General features: G+C 45.4%; 15 protein-coding genes, 1 tRNA gene and 1 pseudogene. 10 read left to right on the plus strand and 7 right to left on the minus strand.

Annotation, left to right across the window (positions count from 1 at the left end):
* Positions 1-70 precede the first annotated feature (70 nt).
* From PN499_RS12945 to PN499_RS12980, 8 genes are all read left to right on the plus strand, one after another.
* Positions 71-1,117, plus strand: a complete 1,047-nt coding sequence (locus tag PN499_RS12945; RefSeq protein ID WP_272032365.1) for a M42 family metallopeptidase — start codon at positions 71-73, stop codon at positions 1,115-1,117.
* Positions 1,118-1,187: 70 nt separating this feature from the next.
* Positions 1,188-1,260, plus strand: a tRNA-Glu gene (locus PN499_RS12950).
* 941 nt (positions 1,261-2,201) lie between these two features.
* Entirely contained in the window at positions 2,202-3,068 is an 867-nt protein-coding gene (locus PN499_RS12955; protein WP_272032351.1) for an STAS domain-containing protein, read from the plus strand.
* A 9-nt stretch (positions 3,069-3,077) separates the two neighbouring features.
* Positions 3,078-3,473 (plus strand): STAS domain-containing protein, encoded by a 396-nt coding sequence (locus PN499_RS12960; protein WP_007356611.1) that lies wholly within the window; start codon positions 3,078-3,080, stop codon positions 3,471-3,473.
* Positions 3,474-3,477: 4 nt separating this feature from the next.
* Positions 3,478-3,858 carry an anti-sigma regulatory factor gene (locus tag PN499_RS12965; RefSeq protein WP_019487279.1) on the plus strand — a complete coding sequence of 127 codons (381 nt, stop codon included), beginning with the start codon at positions 3,478-3,480 and terminating at the stop codon, positions 3,856-3,858.
* Between the two features lie 253 nt (positions 3,859-4,111).
* Complete coding sequence (locus tag PN499_RS12970) at positions 4,112-5,110, plus strand: ATP-binding SpoIIE family protein phosphatase (protein WP_272032352.1); 999 nt, start codon at positions 4,112-4,114, stop codon at positions 5,108-5,110.
* Positions 5,111-5,259: 149 nt separating this feature from the next.
* The gene (locus PN499_RS12975; RefSeq protein ID WP_272032354.1) at positions 5,260-7,392 is read left to right on the plus strand and encodes an ATP-binding protein; all 2,133 of its coding nucleotides are present in this window, start codon (positions 5,260-5,262) and stop codon (positions 7,390-7,392) included.
* A 285-nt stretch (positions 7,393-7,677) separates the two neighbouring features.
* Positions 7,678-10,020, plus strand: a complete 2,343-nt coding sequence (locus tag PN499_RS12980; protein ID WP_272032355.1) for a response regulator — start codon at positions 7,678-7,680, stop codon at positions 10,018-10,020.
* Positions 10,021-10,093: 73 nt separating this feature from the next.
* Here the strand turns inward: PN499_RS12980 and PN499_RS12985 are convergent, their stop codons facing one another.
* The 4 genes from PN499_RS12985 to PN499_RS13000 form a co-directional block, all read right to left on the minus strand.
* Positions 10,094-10,453: a four helix bundle protein gene (locus tag PN499_RS12985; RefSeq protein WP_272032356.1), complete on the minus strand. Its 360-nt coding sequence runs from the start codon at positions 10,451-10,453 to the stop codon at positions 10,094-10,096.
* Between the two features lie 94 nt (positions 10,454-10,547).
* A complete protein-coding gene (locus tag PN499_RS12990) occupies positions 10,548-12,233 on the minus strand; it encodes an ABC1 kinase family protein (RefSeq protein WP_272032357.1) in 1,686 nt (561 codons plus the stop codon).
* Between the two features lie 191 nt (positions 12,234-12,424).
* Positions 12,425-14,632 (minus strand): sensor histidine kinase, encoded by a 2,208-nt coding sequence (locus tag PN499_RS12995; protein WP_272032358.1) that lies wholly within the window; start codon positions 14,630-14,632, stop codon positions 12,425-12,427.
* Positions 14,633-15,141: 509 nt separating this feature from the next.
* Positions 15,142-15,312: a TOBE domain-containing protein gene (locus tag PN499_RS13000; protein ID WP_272032359.1), complete on the minus strand. Its 171-nt coding sequence runs from the start codon at positions 15,310-15,312 to the stop codon at positions 15,142-15,144.
* 161 nt (positions 15,313-15,473) lie between these two features.
* On the opposite strand from PN499_RS13000, the gene modA reads away from it, so the two are divergent.
* Positions 15,474-16,271, plus strand: coding sequence for a molybdate ABC transporter substrate-binding protein (modA, locus tag PN499_RS13005; RefSeq protein WP_272032360.1), 798 nt, complete (start codon positions 15,474-15,476; stop codon positions 16,269-16,271).
* A 127-nt stretch (positions 16,272-16,398) separates the two neighbouring features.
* Here the strand turns inward: modA and PN499_RS13010 are convergent, their stop codons facing one another.
* Positions 16,399-17,349 carry a hypothetical protein gene (locus tag PN499_RS13010; RefSeq protein WP_272032361.1) on the minus strand — a complete coding sequence of 317 codons (951 nt, stop codon included), beginning with the start codon at positions 17,347-17,349 and terminating at the stop codon, positions 16,399-16,401.
* Between the two features lie 184 nt (positions 17,350-17,533).
* Between PN499_RS13010 and PN499_RS13015 the strand changes: the two genes are divergently transcribed.
* The gene (locus PN499_RS13015) at positions 17,534-18,079 is read left to right on the plus strand and encodes a LeuD/DmdB family oxidoreductase small subunit (protein WP_272032362.1); all 546 of its coding nucleotides are present in this window, start codon (positions 17,534-17,536) and stop codon (positions 18,077-18,079) included.
* A 138-nt stretch (positions 18,080-18,217) separates the two neighbouring features.
* Here PN499_RS13015 and PN499_RS13020 read toward each other — a convergent pair whose 3' ends face one another.
* Positions 18,218-18,700, minus strand: coding sequence for a tellurite resistance TerB family protein (locus tag PN499_RS13020; protein ID WP_007356138.1), 483 nt, complete (start codon positions 18,698-18,700; stop codon positions 18,218-18,220).
* Between the two features lie 190 nt (positions 18,701-18,890).
* Positions 18,891-19,184, minus strand: a pseudogene (locus tag PN499_RS13025) (PDZ domain-containing protein); the annotation flags it as partial.

A 19,184-nucleotide genomic window follows, 5' to 3' on the forward strand; every position in this document is an offset into this window, starting at 1 on the left:
CCCCATCCTCCCCATCCTCCCCATCTCCCCATCTCCTCCGCCCCTTCTCGTCCCTTTTGTGGTAAAAAAAATGCAAGAGTACGATCGCTTGTTTGGTACGATTGAAGAGTTAGTGATGCACCACTCTCCTAGTGGTGTTGAGTCGGAAGTTGACGACTGGTTGATCGATAGGTTTACGAAAATGGGAGTAAAGGCTTGGCTTGACAGTGCGGGAAATGCGATCGCACTAATTCCAGGTCGCGATTCTCAACACTCTATCGCAATTACTGCCCATAAAGATGAAATCGGCGCGATCGTCAAAACTGTCACCTCAAATGGCAGAGTCCAAGTTCGTAAACTTGGCGGTTCTTTCCCTTGGGTTTATGGCGAAGGCGTTGTCGATTTATTGGGAGATAATCAAACCATTAGTGGTATCCTCAGCTTTGGTTCCCGTCATGTTTCTCACGAATCTCCTCAAAAATCTCACCAGGAAGATGTGGCGTTAAAGTGGGAAAATGCTTGGATTGAAACTAAATGTAGTGCGGAAGAATTAGCGAAGGCAGGCATTCGTCCAGGTACGCGCATGGTAGTAGGAAAGCACCGCAAACACCCGCTACGATTAAAGGATTATATTGCTAGTTATACTCTGGATAATAAAGCTTCTGTAGCAATTTTACTGGATGTAGCTGCATCTTTGCAAGCACCACCCGTTAATGTTTATTTGGTGGCATCGGCGAAGGAGGAAGTAGGCGCGATCGGCGCACTATACTTTACTCAAAGACAGGAATTAGATGCGTTAATTGCTTTGGAAATTTGCCCTTTGGCACCGGAATATCCAATTGATGATGGCGAAAAGCCAGTTTTGTTGTCTCAGGATGGCTACGGGATTTATGATGAAGGCTTGAATGGGGAATTGCGCCAAGCAGCCGATCGCGCGGGTGTGGTGGTACAATTGGCAGCGATCGCTGGGTTTGGTAGCGATGCCTCGATCGCCATGAAGTTTGGTCACGTAGCTAGGGCTGCTTGTTTGGCCTTCCCCACCCAGAACACTCACGGGTTTGAGATTGCTCATTTAGGCGCGATCGCTAACTGTACTCGCATTCTCACAGCCTACTGCCAACAGCCTTGGAACCAATAAAAAAATATTTTGAAAAAGTAGTTGACAAACTCAGAAAGATGCGTTAAGTTAATAAAGGTGTGAAACACACGCCCCCATCGTCTAGAGGCCTAGGACACATCCCTTTCACGGATGCGACGGGGATTCGAATTCCCCTGGGGGTATCAAAAAAATTATAAGTGCTGAGTTGTGAGCTAATCCCATAATTCGGCACTTATTTTTTGTCCCTTTTTAAAATTACGGTTAACTGTTAACGGTTAACTGTTAACGGTTAGCAATTATAGCAACCGCCACAACGTTTAGGGCATTCTCGATCGCCCAAACCATGTCTACTATTGCATTTTCCTCCTGCCTTCTGCCTCCTGCCATACCTCATTATCAATCATACAAATAGGGTAAAGAGAGGGATTTTACAAGCGCAAATGCGATCGGAAATTGCCAGCTTTACGCTCACAAAAGTGGTGAAAAAAATAGAAAAATATCGCAACTATCGGATTTTCAGGTGAACTTAACTCAATCTAAAGGAAAGCGATCTTGCCTCAGAGACAGACGACTTAAGAATTGCGATCGCCTACCAGACCCAGAAACTTCATCCCTCGCCCTTGAGTACCCTAAAATAAAGCACAACTGTACCCTAAACAGAGCATCGCGATCGCCGTACACTCGCAGTCGTAAATCTTAACCATCTTGCCGATTGTAAGTCAACCCTTTAACGTGGTAACTTAACAATAAGGAGTTATTTAGCCCAAACTCCACTTCCCCCCCCTAACCCACAGTGCAATATAAATAAATTAGCCTTAAAGGGACTACCTCAAATTGGACAATTGTTCGCGTCAACGACCAGCGTCAAATAGAATTAAGTCCGCTTGATTAACCTTATTCCTCTAGGAGTGCTTCGCCTGCGAGATGTAATACAAGCTAGAAAGCTTGTAAATCCGCCCCAGCCCCTAATCCTGGTTAACAAACTGGAATTGATATAAAATAAAACTCGATCGCTTTCCCGTGTCTGCCAACAGCTCCAAGTAACGCTAGTTATCCTTAAAGCCTAATTTTTGTACTTTGTTGCAGGCTCTTTTAATTCCCACAGGTGTAAGGAACAGCAAATATGAGCTTGAACGGCCAAAGCAAAATTTCCGAAATTCTCAAAAAATACCGCTCGGAACTGTTGACAGCATGGCTCTCAGAGCAGATGACTGGTAGCAGTCGCCAAGACTCGCTCAAAGAAATAGAAGTACGGGAAGAGTGCAGAGAATTTCTAGACCTCCTAGTAGCAGCACTCGATCGCGGTAACTTAACTGACATCAACACCTCAGAGTGGCGGCAAGTGCGAGAAATGCTTTCCAGTATATCGCGCGATCGCACTCACAAAGGCTTCACACCCTCAGAAACCGCAACCTTTATTTTATCCTTAAAACACCCCTTATTCACCCACCTGAACTCCGAACTCGCAAACGATAGCCAAAACCTAATTCAAGAGATTTGGTCTGTCAGTACCCTCCTAGATAAACTAGGTTTATTGACCACAGAAATCTACCAAAAAGCCCGCGAAGAAGTCATCTATCGCCAGCAAGAAGAACTAATGGAACTCTCCACCCCAGTTGTAAAACTGTGGGACGGAATATTAGCCTTACCAATCATCGGTACCCTGGACAGCAACCGCACTCAAGGTGTAATGGAGTCCCTCCTACAAAAAATTGTAGAGACAGGCGCAGAAGTTACGATCATTGATATTACCGGAGTCCCAACCGTAGATACCCTGACCGCACAACACTTGCTCAAAACAGTCACCGCCGCCCGCTTAATGGGCGCTGACTGCATCATCAGCGGCATTCGACCCCAAATCGCCCAAACCATCGTTTACCTCGGCGTGGATCTCGCGGACGTGATCACCAAAGCCACCCTAGCCGACGCTTTTGCTCTAGCATTAAAACGCATTGGAGCCAGCATCACCCGCAACCAGCCGCGCACTTAAGGAAGCATCATGGACGAAAAAATTCCCATACTTAAAATGGGTCAATTTCTCTTAGTTACGATCCAAGTCGATATGCACGATCGTCTAGCCATGACATTACAAGACGACCTCACAAATCGCATCAACCAGACAAATGCTCGCGGCGTATTAATAGATATTTCCGCCTTAGATATGGTTGACTCCTTCATCGGGCGAATATTAGGAAACATTGCCAAAATGTCGCAGATACTTGATGCCGAAACAGTCGTAGTTGGAATGCAGCCAGCAGTAGCCATTACTCTAGTAGAATTAGGGCTTTCCCTTAAAGGCATCCGCACAGCCTTAAACGTAGAGAGGGGAATGGCTCTATTGCGGCGATCGCTAGCAACTCCAGAGGAGATGCCAGATGACCGTGCAGAGGTCTGAAACTATGAGTATCAAAACCGCCGCAGACGTTGTGCTAGTAAGGCAAGCCGTCCGCAAGTTAGCCGTGGAACAAGGTTTGAGCCTCGTAGACCAAACCAAAATCGTGACTGCTGCCAGCGAACTCGCTCGCAACACCTTAGACTACGGCGGCGGCGGGCAACTACAACTGGAAACCCTACAAGAGGGAAACCGCCGAGGTGTGCGGCTCACCTTTGAAGACAAAGGCCCCGGCATTCCCGACATCGACCTTGCCTTAAAAGACGGCTTCACCACCGGAGGCGGACTCGGCATGGGTCTTTCTGGTTCCAAGCGGCTCGTGAACGAATTTAACATCGTTTCTCGCGTCGGCGAGGGCACAACTATTACGATCGCTAAGTGGAAGTAGCTGACTTCTTTACCACCCAAAAAATAGTGAGAGTCATGTTGAAATTCCTAGACCTCTTGCCAAACCTCTCTCCTCTTAGGAGAGAATTTTTGAAGTTTACTCCCCTTCCTTTATAGCCAAAGTTATGTCTCATTTTTGTAGTCTTATTGAAAAGCAAAAGCCTGCAATTTAATGAACCTAAGAAGACACAAAGGCACAGAGGAGGAAAAGAAAAGAGAAATAGATAACGTTAAACCAAACCCAGGAAGCAAATATGCCAGAACCAGTCGCCTTACCCATTGTAGAGTCCAGTCAAGCTGGCGATGCGCGGCGGATAGCTGTAGCCTTTGCTAATCAACTTGGCTTCAACGAAACAGAGCGTGGAAAGGTTAGCATCGTAGTCACCGAGTTGGCAAATAATCTCGTTCGGCACGCCCGTAACGGTCAACTATTACTACAAGCAAAAGTCTTAAACTCGATCGCGCTTTTGGAAATCTTAGCCTTAGACTCTGGGCCGGGAATGAGCAGTATTAGCGAGTGCTTGCGCGACGGCTTTTCTACAGGCGGGACTCTGGGAAACGGTTTGGGGGCTTGCCAGCGGCTATCTAACTTTTTTGACATTTATTCTGTTACCAACGGCGGCACAGCCATATTAAGCCACATCTGGGCAACATCTCACCAAGCACCCCCACCACAAGATCGCCTAGAAATTGGCTCGGTTTGCTTACCTGTCAGAGGTGAGGATGTTTCAGGCGATGCTTGGGCCGTAGAACAGCAGGATGGTCGCAGTTTGCTGCTAGTTGCCGACGGGTTGGGTCACGGCCCGCAAGCAGCGATCGCATCTAATGAAGCTGTGAGGATATTTCGAGAGAATACTCATAAAAGCCCAAAAGAGATTATGGAGGCGGCTCACGGGGCTCTGCGAAGTACGCGGGGTGCAGTAATCGCGATCGCAGAAATTGACTTTCGTAGCGCATCCGTTCGCTTTGCAGGAATCGGAAATATTTCTGCCTCAGTGATTTCTCCCGCTGCAAACTACAGCATGGTTTCCCACAATGGTACTGTCGGACATGAGGTTCGCAAAATTCAGGAATTTATTTATCAGTGGCCTAAAGGAGGTCTTTTAGTCATGCACTCTGACGGGCTGGGTACGCAGTGGCATCTAGAGCGTTATGCTGGTTTAGTATCAAAACATCCCTGTTTAATTGCTGGAGTTTTGTACCGAGATTTCACTAGAGGTCGCGATGATGTTACAGTGCTGGCCGCTAAATAAAATTTTTAAGTTAACTGTTAATTGTTAACTGTTAACTGTTAGCGATTAGCAATTAGCCATTAGCCATTAGCAATTAGCCATTAGCCATTAGCAATTAGCCATTAGCCATTAGCAATTAGCCATTAGCCATTAGCCATTAGCCATTAGCAATGACTTTCACTCTCCTAACTCTAGAAATCAAATTTGAACAAGATGTCGTCATGACTCGCCAGCGGGCGGGGCAAATTGCGAGTTTATTAGGTTTTCAGTCTCAGGATAAAACTCGCATTGCCACTGCGGTATCTGAAATTGGTCGCAATGCTTTTCAATATGCCGGAGGCGGAAAAGTTAAATTTTGGGTAGAAATATCTTCGCCTCAAACATTGATAATTTCTATTGAGGATCGAGGTCAAGGTATTGCTGATCTTAATACTATTCTCAATGGACAATATATATCTACAACTGGCATGGGTCTAGGTATTATTGGCAGCAAGCGGTTAATGGATCGATTTCAGATTTCATCTTCGGTAGGCGAGGGAACTATGGTCGTGATGGGAAAAACCTTGCCGAGGCTGCCTTCTATTTTAACAGCAAAAGACTTAGGGCAGATCGGCAGTAATTTGGCGATGCAAGCGCCTCAAAGTTCCTTTGAAGAAATTCAGCAACAGAACCAAGAATTACTATTAGCTCTAGAAGATATCCGTCAGCGTGAAGAGCAGCTAATTCAACTCAATCGCGAATTAGAAGACACTAATCGGGGAGTAGTAGCTCTCTATGCCGAATTAGATGAAAAAGCCGATTCCTTACAGAAGGCAAATGAAGTTAAAACCAGATTTTTATCCAATATGAGCCACGAGTTTCGCACGCCGCTAAACTCAATTATATCTCTCTCGCGGATACTGTTAGACCGGATGGATGGTGAATTGACATCAGAACAAGAAAAGCAAGTGACATTCATCCGCAAATCTGCTGAGGGTCTTTCGGATCTAGTTAATGACTTATTAGACTTGGCAAAGGCAGAAGCAGGAAAAGTTGTAGTGCATCCAGAGGAGTTTGAAGTTAGCGACCTTTTTGGAGCTTTGAGGGGTATGCTACGGCCTTTACTCGCCTATAATTCCTCAGTTTCTCTAGTTTTTGAAGAACCTATCGGTTGCCATAAACTCTACACTGACGAAGGCAAGGTTAGCCAAATTCTCAGAAACTTTATCTCCAATTCGTTGAAGTATACAGAAGTTGGAGAAGTTCGGGTTTCAGCGGCAATTGCTGGTAACACTGTTGTCTTTTCCGTAGCGGATACTGGTATCGGCATTGACGTAGGCGATCGAGAGCGGGTATTTGAAGAATATACCCAACTGCATTCTCCCCTACAAACACAATTTAAAGGAACAGGTTTGGGACTACCTCTAGCAAAAAAATTAGCCGAATTGCTGGGAGGAAGTGTCTTTCTAACCAGCGAATTAGGGAAAGGTTCAACATTTTTTGCTACGATTCCTATCGTTTATAACAGTATCCAAGAGGAGGCACAAAGAGAGAATTTCTCTTGCCAGTTGGATGCGGCTCTCTATCCTATATTAGTAGTAGAAGATAATGTGGAAACTTTATTTACTTACGAGAAGTATTTTCAGGGTTCTTGCTATCAAATGATAATAGCTCGATCGCTCAGCCAAGCAAGAGAGGCACTTCACGTTTTTAGACCTGTAGCTATACTATTGGACATTTTACTAGATAAACAGAGTACGTGGAGTTTGATTGCTGAAATGAAAGGAAACGAAGCAACGCGGAATATTCCTCTGATTGTAATCACTGTCATTGACAACGAGACGAAAGCTCGCGCATTGGGTGCAGATGCGTTTTTTATCAAACCTGCGGAACGACTTCCCCTGCTCCACAAAATTAATGCTTTAGTCAAGGGGGATTTGCCACAAAAAGTTTTGATTATAGACAACGATCAAGTAGCTAGATACTTGCTCAAGGAATGCTTAGCAGATCCTAACTTTATGATAATTGAAGCTGAGTCTGGGCAGGAAGGTTTAGCGTTAGCTCAGACGGAAACTATTGATGCAATTTTTTTAGATTTGGAGATGCCAGGAATGAATGGTTTTGAAGTATTGAAACAACTTAAAAGCAATCCTGATACTAAGAATATCTCTGTAATTGTTAATAGCTCAAAGTTGCTCGATCCACAAGAGTCAAGATATATAGCACAGAACGCGATCGCAATTCTATCTAAAGAGAGTCAACATCACGAGGTAGCAAGGGGTAAACTCCGAGAAGCTCTGATAAAAGCAGGGCTATACCTATAACTAGGGACTAGGGGCTAGGATGCTCAGGGCTAGGGAAGAAGGGAATAGAATAAAGCAATCAATCGTGTCATAATTGCCTTGGCGACTGCTATATATACCCAGACTTCGCTCTCCCTTCTTTAAATTTACCGCTCTCCTATTTTATTTTTCTTCCTCTAGACCATCTCTGCCTGTGGTTTACTCCCAAAATAATGGTAGTTTTATCGTTTCGGCACTAAAAAAGCGATTAAATCAAACCTATAGCCTAACTCGTACCTTAATTCTTCCTTATTTTTTCCAAAAACTATGCCCGACCGACCTCTAGTCACGATCTTGCACGTAGACGACAATGCAGCTAACCGCTATATCGTTACCCGGATGCTTCAAAATGCGGGGTTTGATGTGCAACAGGCGGCCACTGGGAAAGCTGGCCTGCAATTGGCACTAGAATACCAGCCAGATTTAATTGTCCTTGACGTGCAGTTGCCTGATATCAATGGGTTTGAGGTCTGTAGGCAGATTAAAAATAACCCTGCTACGGCGTTTATTCCGGTGCTACATCTCTCGGCTAGTTTTGTCAAGAGCGAGGACAAGGTACAGGGGTTAGATGGCGGTGCAGATGGCTATCTTGCCCAGCCTGTAGAGCCGATTGAGTTGGTCGCTACTGTCAATGCTTTGCTTCGTACCAGACAGGCGGAGGAAGCGGCGCGACTACTGGCGAGGGAGTGGCAAACCACTTTCAATGCGATCGCCGATGGGGTGTGTATGTTGGATACTAATGGCACTATTATGCAGTGCAACTTGGCGGCTAGCGAACTTTGGGGAAAACCAGAAAGCGAGATAAAAGGTTCCTTTTATGGGGATTTGATGCCAGATCTGCTCGGTTTTAAAGAGATAAATCCCTTCATTCGCGCTCGAGAAACTTGCCGCCGACAAAATTTAGAACTGAGGTTTGGCGATCGCTGGTTTTCTGTCACTGCTGACCCGATTTTAGGCGATCGCGGTACTTTTGCAGGAGCAGTTTGGATTGTCGCCGACATCACAGACCGCAAGCAAGCCGAGTCAGCGCAGCAGGAAAGCGAAGAGCGCTTCCGCCTGCTGTTAGACAATGCCCAAGACTACGCAATTTTCTTCCTTGATGCCCAAGGGTATATTATCCGTTGGAGTGTAGGAGCTCAAAGAATTTTAGGCTATGAGGAAGCAGAGGCACTCGGTCAGCCGACATCGATTATTTTTACACCGGAGGATTTAGCTGCCGGCAGAGACAAGGTGGAACTAGAGCAAGCAGTAGCGGTAGGTCAAGCAGAGGACGAACGCTGGCACATCCGTAAAGACGGCAGCCGTTTCTGGGCTAGCGGTATTCTCACTTCTCTGCAAGATGAGGCAGGATTGCGGGGTTTTGCTAAAATCATGCGCGACTTCACGGAACGCAAACAAGCTGAAGACGAACGCGCCCAGTTACTCATCCGCGAACAGAATGCCCGCACTCAGGCGGAGACTGCAAATCGGATGAAGGATGAGTTTTTGGCGACCCTATCCCACGAGTTGCGATCGCCCCTAAACGCCATGCTGGGCTGGCTGCGCCTGCTCAATACTCGCAAGTTTGACGAGAAGACGACAGCGAAGGCAATGGAGACAATTGAGCGCAGCGCTAGAGCCCAAGCGCAATTAGTTGAGGATTTGCTCGACGTTTCCCGGATCATTCAGGGTAAGGTACGGCTGAATGTCCGCCCAGTTGAACTTGTCACCGTCATTGAAGCGGCCTTAGATACAGTCCGCCCTGCGGCTGAAGCTAAGGATATTCGCCTGCAAACCATCTTCGATTCCACAGGGGGGCTGGTGGCGGGAGACTCAGACCGCTTGCAGCAAATCGTCTGGAATTTGCTTTCTAACGCCGTTAAGTTCACGCTCAAAGGCGGGCAAGTTCAGGTTTGCCTGGAGAGAGTTAACTCTCATGTTGAGATTGCAGTGAGCGATACGGGATTGGGAATCAAACCTGAGTTTTTGCCCTTTGTATTCGATCGCTTCCGTCAAGCCGACAGCTCGATCGCTAGAACTTATACTGGGTTGGGTATCGGTTTAGCTATTGTCCGCCATTTGGTGGAACTGCACGGCGGTAGCGTTCGTGCCCAAAGCGAAGGTGAAGGGAAGGGAGCAACATTTACTATTAAGCTGCCCCTCATGCCTGTTCGCCAAAATCTGGAGGCGGGAGAACGGGTACACCCCGGTATTGGGGGCGAACTTCCATTTGAAAATCTGCCAGCGCTCAATGGTTTGCGGGTACTGGTGGTGGATGATGAAGCTGATTCGCGGGCTTTTCTTACGGCTGTGCTTGAGGAGTGCGGCGCGGAAGTTGTGGCAGTGGGCTCAGCAGTTGAGGCGATCGCGACCCTTAAAAGTTTGAAACCTGATATTTTGCTCAGTGACATCGGAATGCCAGAAGAGGACGGCTATGCTTTGATCCGCCAAGTGCGAGCGCTTTCACCACAGGAAGGCGGGCAAATTCCCGCAGCAGCACTCACAGCTTATGCTAGAGCTGAGGATCGGACGCGATCGCTTTTGTCCGGTTTTCAGATCCACTTACCCAAACCAATCGAACCCGCTGAGTTAGCCGCCGTTGTCGCTAACCTCGCCAATAGGACGGGTTAACAGTTAATTGCTAATGGCTAATGGCTAATTGCTAATGGCTAATTGCTAATTGCTAATTGCTAATTGCTAATTGCTAATTGCCGATTGATTTTAGGTAAGCATTGAGTTTTGGAGACAATTCATCAATGACTGAGTTAAGGCGTTTTATTTGTTCATTTGTTAAAAGATTCCGTGTGTAGGCACGTCTTAACCAGTTGATTGTTTCATACAGAGAACCTCTAGCAATCTTTATGAAACGCCGATTATCTTGGAAGTTATATCGACCCTCGCCTTCTGCAATATTAGCCGCGATGCTATCTGCTGAACGGACTATTTGTTTACCAAGTGTATCTTTAGCGAAGTTATCCCATCCTTTAACAATGTGCCAAATCTCATCTGCTAATTTTTCAGACAATTGATAAACTTCCAATTTCTCAAAATTAGGCCGTCCCATCCCAACTCCTTTGATTACTGATTACATTAGCAATTAGCAATTAGCAATTAGCAATTAGCAATTAGCCATTAGCCATTAGCAATTAGCAAAATATTTATTTTTCTGTCAATCTATCTAGCTTTTCTCTCGTCCACAAATTAAAAAGAGATTGTACCAAAAACCACGAGCCCAAGGCTGATAGAGAAAAAGCTGCGATCGCACCTCCTTGATATCCCCCAATTAGTAACACCGCACCCGATAGAAAAACAAAGCCAGTCAAGCAGGCATAAATCAGAGTTTTAACAGCCATATTAATCCGCTTCAGAGCGCGATCGCTTTCTATTGTCCGCACCCGCACCTGCAACTCGCCGTCTTCAATCCGCTTTTCTAAATGTCTGATTAAAACTTCTGCTCTACTTGGCTGCTGTAACTTAAATCTAACATAATTTCTAGCTTGTTTTGCCAGCTCTCCCACCAAATTTCCTCGTTCTTTTTGAGAGACGGTAGTTAAGCTTTTAACAAACGGTTTAGCACAAGCAACAGGGTTGTATTGAGGATCTAAAGTTCGAGCAATACCATCAAGAGTCGTCAACGCTTTCAGAATGAACATCATTTGTCCCGGCAATCGAAATGGCTGTTGCTCAAACATCAAGTACAATTCATCCTTGATTTCATTAAAAGCTTGAAAATCAATCGGTTTTTCAGTAAATTTTTCCAATAGGAACGCTACCATTCTCCGCACTGGCATCATATCCGGCACAGGTTCAATTAAACCCATCAAAATCAAGGTTTCTAAAACCTCATCACTATCTTTTCTCAACACTCCAAAAAAAGTTCTAATCATCTGTTCTTTAGCCAGAGATTTCACCTCTGCCATCATCCCAAAATCATAGAAAATTAGAGAGCCATCTGTATTAACTGCCATGTTTCCCGGATGCGGGTCTGCCTGAAAGAAACCGTCTTGCAACAATTGTTTTAAGTAACAGGAAATCCCTAACTGATTGAGACCTTTTAAGTCTATCCCTTTAGCTTCTAAACTTTGTCGATCGTCAACCTTTATACCTGGCAAATACTCGACAGTCAACACCTTTTTGCTAGTATATCGCCAATAAACTTTAGGAACCATAATGCCGGGATAGCCTCTAAAATTATTAGCAAATCGTTCAGCATTTTTACCCTCTTGTATATAGTCAATTTCTTGATAAAGAATTGTGAAAAATTCATTATAAAGTGCATCTAAATTATATTTTCTAGTCCAAGGCAAATACCGCTGGCAAAAACGCATAATTTTGTAAATAGCTTTAACGTCCAAATCAAACAACTTTTGCAATCCCGGACGTTGAACCTTTACAACTACATCTTCTCCCGTATGTAGCCGAGCTTTGTGTACCTGTCCCAAACTCGCAGCCGCAATCGGAAAATGGTCAAAATCACGATATAAAGCATAAATTTCTTTACCAAGTTCAGATTCAATCAGAGCGATCGCTTCTTCCGAATTGAATTCAGGTACTTTATCTTGCAATTTTTGTAATTCATTAACATACTCTAAAGGGAGTATATCTGCACGAGTTGAGAGAGCCTGACCAATTTTAATAAAAGTTGGGCCTAAATTTAGTAAAGTCTTGAGTAGCCACTCAGCGCGGACGGATCTTGTATAAGGCGAGTTGTTTTGAAATAGCCTATCCGCCCACAAATAGAACATAAACTGTCCTGCGGCGGTAAAAACATCTATTTGTCGAGTTAAAGGTGAAGATTGAGCCCGTTGCCAGCGAAGTGGCTTAGGTGCAATTTTTGTGAGCATAAATATAGGGGCTAGGGGCTAGGGGAAGAGAGGGAGATGGGGAGCAACTTAATCAATTAAAAATTAAAAATGCAAAATTAAAAATTGTGAGATTGAATTTTTAATTTTTAACTTTTAATTAATCGGAGGGGAGGAGGGGTAATTAGCGATTAGCCATTAGCGATTACCAATTACCAATTACCAAATTTTTACTATTCCTCCTGACTTGCGTGTTGCCCTGGAAACAGGGGTAAGGTTAGGGTGAAGCTAGTACGCCACAACTCAGTAGTTTCGGGATTCTCTGCTGGCCCAGAACTAAATGCGGCAATAGTGCCGCGTAAGTGCTTTACTAAGGACTTTACCAGAGCTAAGCCCAAACCCGTACCAGGGATAGCTTGTTCGGTAATACCGCTTCCCCGCCGGAACTTCTCAAAAATATGGGGCAAGTCTTCGCTGGAAATACCGCGCCCGATATTGGAGACACTCATAACAATTTCGCCTGCGGCAAAATAGGCCGCCAAAACGACGGTACTGTTAGCCGCAGAGTATTTACCAGCATTTGTCAATAGTTCCAGCAAAATGCGCCTTAGACTTTTGGGATCGGTTTGTAGGGGTAGGGGTCTGCCGGGTATTTCTACTGCTAGATTTAAACCCTTACCTGCCCATTTTTGGTCAAAATCTTGAGCTAAATCTTGAATTAAAAGCTTGAGGTCAATTTTTTCGGGTTCGATAGAGTCTGACTGGGACTCTAACTGTTGTAGGGCTAGTAAATCGTTGATCAGATTGGTTTCCTGAGAGCATTGTCGATCGAGAATATCAAGATAGACGGCGCGGCGCTCCGGGGAGAGGTCGGACTGACGTAACATCCGAATGGCAAGGGTCATACTTGTCAGAGGTGTCCGTAACTCGTGGCTGACGGTGCTCAGAAATTCGTCTTTGAGCTGATTTAGCAGTCGCAGTTGGTCAACTTGCCGACGAGTTTGTTCGTACAATTTGGCTTGCACGTCAAGACTTCGCTGTAACTGGGCAGTGCGATCTTCCACAAGAGCTTGCACTTGCTGTAGTGTCTGAGTCTGAATAATCGCTGCACTGATTTGGGCTGCTACTAATTCTACGAGTTCTAGTTCTTCTGGCTGCCAGAGGCGGGGTGAAGAGTGTTGCAATACTAAGAATCCTAAAATAGTACCTTGCGTTGCCCCTACGAGGGGAACTAGCAATAAGGCTCTGATGCCGGGGGGTTTCAAGATTTCAGCGGCACCATCAAGGTATTGATTTGGTAACTCCTTGGTATCTGCGATCGCTAACAGCTTGCGAGCGCGAGTAAATGCCTCCTGGCACAAGGAACACTCCGACAGCCAGAAAGATGATGGGGAGGATAGGGAGGATGGGGAGGATGGGGAGGATGGGGAGGATGGGGAAGATAGGGAGGATAGGGAAGATAGGGAAGATTTAACTCCCCCATCTCCCCCATCTCCCCCGCTCCCCCGCTCCCTCGCTCCCTTAGACCACTCGCAGACGATTGTGACTTTAGCTTTGGGAATTTGGTTAGGGGAGTGAGTTTTAAATAGGGGATCTGCGTATTTCAGCAGCGCGATCGAGCCGCGATCTACTTGCAGGGTATCGGCAGTACCCTCGATCGCTAGTTGTAGAATCTGGTTGAGTTCTAGAGGGGTGTCAATTATGCAGGTCAGCCAACTGAGCAGAGTTTGGTATTGGGATTGACGGTGGACTGCTTGCTGTAGAGTGGTAATCTGTTGAGTTTTTTCAAGTTGAGAGATGGCGATCGCAGCGATTGTCGCGATGGCTTCTAGGCGCTCCAAGTCTAAAGTTGACCAAAGGCGAGGTTGCAGGGAACCTACAACGATCGTGCCGTTTACTGCTCCTCCTAAGCGTGTTGCGATCGCCAACATCCCCCGAAAAGGAAGCGATTCTCCTTCTATATCCAAGGTACGAGTCACTTCCTTGGTCTGAATGTCAGAAATTGCTACAGAACGCCCGCTTAAGAGCATTCTGCCAAAAGCAGGACGCTCAGTCAGCGACACTAAGAATTTGTTAACTGCGGTGATTTTAGGGAATTGGGAAATCTCAGTAGAATCCACAGTCCGATCCATTTCCCAATAACCCGTCTGAATCTCTGCGCGATCGCCCTTGAGGGCACCAACCAAACAACAGTCCCCCTGAAAAGCAGCCCCCAATACCTCTGCTATTTTTGGCAGCACTGTTTCTGGAACTAGGTTCGCCAGAAGAATTTGGGAAATTTGCTGCCCCAGTTGAGCAGGATCGGTCTGGTTCTGCATGAGACGACCCATAAATTTTTGAAGTAATACTGGTTCTTGCCCTGCGTGTAGATGCAATGTCAAAGGCTTTGCCATCCGCGAGTGAGCTCTAGCAAAGTCTTGATTTCCCTGAGAATTTATCATGATGGCAAAGCCGTTATTTAAAATGTTTTAGCCTGTCGGCCGCAGAATTGTACTCTACAGCTAATAGGCAAACCCTGTTTATAATTAGGTGGCCGCAAATAAAATAAACATTATTCTAGCGCAGGCTATCCCCCGTTGAATTGTGCTAGCTTTTCACCCCTACAAGTCAGACAGAGAAATAGTTGCGAACAATCTCGGCGCTCCTCTTCCCCAATTCTACCTTTAACTATGCCTACTTACTTATAATAAAATAGCTAAAATTTTTTGAGATTGAATAGGCGCTATTGCCCCTCCGAGAAATTACGTAATACTCAATGTCAACTCTATACATACCGATCAAATATTTAACTTCACTAACTCCCTAGAGTTATTATTAAGCTAATATTATCAAATATTATGTGATATTAATTGTGAGATTCTTTTGCCTGCAACCAAAACTTCTGGTTCTCACCCTGCTGCGATCGTTACACTACTGGATTTAATCGCTGCAAAGACTTCTTTCCCTTTCTTTAACCCCAGTTTCTCGGCGATGTACGAGTGACAACTGACACTAACTCTACTGACGGTGCGATCGCCAGGGTGACTTCCGCATTCAGTGTGCCTTTGACAATGCGTTTCACTTTGGCTCTCAAAATGTTGCGGGCACTGATTTGTACTGACGGTAATCCTACTGTATTCATCGGAGGATTGGAAAGTAATCCAGCCTTGCTCTTTTCTTGGCATCGTAGAATACCAAATAAGTTGGTATAAAGTTGGTATGATTGGGCGTTGAATACCATTCAAACGCTAAATCGGTCGTCCGATCGCTTTGAGCTAACTATACCAACCCAACTCAAGTTCTATGAAACCAAGACGGATTCTCGCCTTTGTCAGCGGATTACTGGCAACTCTAATGCTAGGAATCGGCTTCAAAGCAGTCATGCCCGTTCCCGCCAACGCTCAATCTCCTACGCTTCTAATTGCCGCCGCAGCTAGTTTGCAAGAAACCCTTAAAGAAGTCGATCCACTCTTTAAATCTGCCAACCCAGGGATTGCAGTCAACTACAACTTTGCCGCATCCGGGCCCCTTCAACAGCAAATTGAGCAGGGCGCACCCATCGATTTATTCATTGCGGCTGCAACTCGACAAATGGATGCTTTGCAGCAGAAAAATCTGATTTTGACCGATACTCGTCGCAACATACTCACTAACAGTCTGGTGTTGGTAGCACCGAGTAACTCCACGCTAGGACTAACAAGCTTCAAGCAATTAACCAACTCCAACGTCAAAAGAATTTCGGTAGGAGAACCGCGCAGCGTTCCGGCTGGACAATACGCAGAAGAAGTGTTTAAGAAGCTGGGAATTTTAGATCGACTAAAGTCTAAATTTGTGTATGGCAACTCAGTTCGCAACGTTTTAGGAACTGTCGAAAGTGGTAACGCCGATGCAGGAGTTGTCTATGCCACCGATGCCAGAATTTCAAAAAAAGTAAAACAAGTGGCAACTGCTGCCAGTAATTTGCACTCTCCAATTGTTTATCCAATGGCAGTCATTAAAGCTAGTAAAAATCAGTCAACTGCCCGTACCTACGCCCAATTTCTCACCAGTCAAAAAGCTCAAGCTATCTTTAAGAAATACGGCTTTGGTATTGCTAAATAATCATTAAATAAGGGGCTAGGGGCTAGAGGCTAGGGAAGAGAGGAAAATAAACCCCCGTTAAGAAGATTTACTTACCTCATTGGTGATTATCCTCCCCATCTTCCCCACCTTCCCCAGTTTTCAGTCCCTAATACTTCTGTGCTTCCTGTTGTGCGTCGTCACTGTATTGGCGGTAAAGCGCAGCTCTGTTTACAGCGGTATCGTAGCGCGGATGAGCGGGCGCTACTGCGCTCATCAGTTCGGATGCTTGCTGCCATTTAGCAGCTATTACCAACCAATCCTCGCGAGTTTGAGCGTTTTTACCGCTGTCTGCGGCTTGTTGAGCTAGCCGCACAGCTTGTGCGAAATCATCTTGAGATGGAGCGACACTTGCAGGTTTTGGGGTTGTGGGAACTGGATTGGGGGGAATGCTGTAGGGTACGGATTGAGATGTGGCTTGAACAGTCTCGGAATCTTGAGCATTAAGCCAATTGTGCAGTACCAAACCTACCATCAGCAAGAATAAACTCAGGCTGACTCCGCCGACTAGACCCCGCTGATATTGTCGCTGATCGCGTAACAGAGATGATGAGGAAGTTTTGGGTAAAACTGGCTTCCGAGATTGAGTTTTGCCTGAGCGAAGCCAGCCGAAGATATAGTTAAGATCCTCGAAGGACTGTTTAAAAAAGTTGGGCTTTGCCAGGATAATTTGTTTTGACCACAGCAATTGATTTTCGGGATCTCGGCTAATTTCTTCTAGCCAGAGCAACTGCTGTTCTCGGACAATCCGGCTGTTAATATTGACTCGGCGAATGTAGCGGGGTGAAATTCCTTCGAGAATCTGTCGAATGCGCTCCACCAAGGTAGACTGTTCGAGCTGATCGACTTTTGGGGCCTCGCATAGCAGTTGCAAGACACCATCTGCAAACACAGCTCTAGTTCTGACACCGACTTCTGCCAACTTTTCGTTGAGCACTTGAATAATCGCTGCAACACTACCCTGACGAGCTTGTATGGCTATTTCATCAATCCGATCTACCATTTTAGGTTCAAGAATGAATTTATAGTTCAGTCCGAATGTATTTATGTGATTTTTCATAAGACTATCAGTTAAGGAGGGTAACGGGTAGAGTCAAGAGGAGAACATGGCTTGAGTGTTGCTTCAGCTTGAGCGATCGCACTTCAGGAACTCTTTGTACTCTAGAGGACATAGCAGGTTAGAATGTAGCGATCGCCATACATGAAAACTCCTGCATCACCTCAACCGAACCGAAAAATTAACTATGAGCAAAGTAATTCGCGGTCAAATTTTTGTTTTAGATGATAATATCGATACCGATCAAATCATTCCTGCTGAATATCTCACCTTAGTTCCTTCCAAGCCAGACGAGTATGAGAAACTAGGAAGCTACGCTCTAGTAGGGTTGCCCAATCGTTACGGCAAGTTCATACAACCCCCAGAAATCAAAACGCGCTACCCGATTATTGTGGCAGGAGAAAATTTTGGCTGCGGCTCTTCACGGGAACACGCCCCCATTGCATTAGGAGCTGCTGGTGTCCAAGCGGTTGTAGCTCAATCTTACGCCCGAATTTTCTTTCGCAATTGCTCCGCTACAGGTGAATTGTACCCTTGGGAATCTGTGGAACGGCTATGCGATTTATTTGCTACAGGCCAGGATGTTACTATCGATTCTGAACAAAATCAAATCATTAATCACACTCTAGGCAAAACTTACGAACTCAAGCCTCTGGGAGATGTCGGGCCAGTAATTGATGCCGGAGGACTTTTTGACTACGCTCGTCTTACGGGAATGATTGCCACTCGGTAATAAGTTAACAGATATAAATTGTAGGGTGGGCGCTCGCCGAAACAATATTAGCCATTAGTTACAAGATTGTTGCGGCGAGCGCCCACCTTACGTTTATTAATAGTTAACAGTTAACTGTTAACTGTTAACCATTAACTATTACTTTTGGATAAATTTCTGGAGCTTGCGAACCATTTTATCGATGATTCCTTCTTCGTTGTCATCAACCAAAGCTTCTGCTTCCGTGCGCTTGACTACATCTTCCGGCAAGTTGAGCAACTGCACTAATTTTTGATAGGCTGCTGCTTCATCCGCATTAATTTTGGGTTCGTCAGGCGTGCGAGCACTAGAAGCAATCACTTCATAACCTAGTTGCAATACTAATTCGCGTTCTTCCTGGCTTTCTAATTGTGGAATCAATTCATCTAAGGGGAGATTTTGCATCAAGTAATCTCGCAATTCTTGTTGCACTTGTTGCACTTGTTGCTGATTATCGCCTGGGGCAAATAAACGACTGAAGCGGTTTAACATTAAATCCACTTCTTCTGTTGCGAGTTCTCCGTCAGACCATGCCATAGAAGCAACAATCCTTAGTAGGTTCATTTGACGGGGATTAATGGATGGAGGAGGTGGTGGTTGCATAATAAAAATTGGTAATTGGTAATTGGTAATTGGTAATAGCTAATGGCTAATTGCTAATTGCTAATCGCTAATGGCTAATTGCTAATAACGTAAGTGTGACCCCCTTATGAACGTAAGCATTACTCCTTAAACTCTTGTGCTTTGTTAACAGTTAACAGTTAACAGTTAACAGTTAACCGTTAACTGTATATCATGTCACAAATTTGGATAGAGGCACTCCGAGCCATCCAGCAAAGTTTTGTTTCTGAATTGATGTTGGGTGCTCTAATGTTAGAATCTGATAGCGATTGGGGCGGGGTTTGACGAGAGTAACTCGACAAGTCCGCAGTTCATCTTGGTGGAAGACAGTCACAGCGATCGCATCTCCCGGCTGATAATCTTTAAGGCGATCGCTCAAATGTTCAGCAGTTATCCGAAAACCGTCAACTGCTAGCAATTCGTCCCCAGCGTCAATACCCCCTAACTGTGCAGGCCCCCCTGCTTC

This window comes from Kamptonema animale CS-326, assembly GCF_028330895.1.
In the GTDB taxonomy this organism is placed as follows: domain Bacteria; phylum Cyanobacteriota; class Cyanobacteriia; order Cyanobacteriales; family Microcoleaceae; genus Kamptonema; species Kamptonema formosum.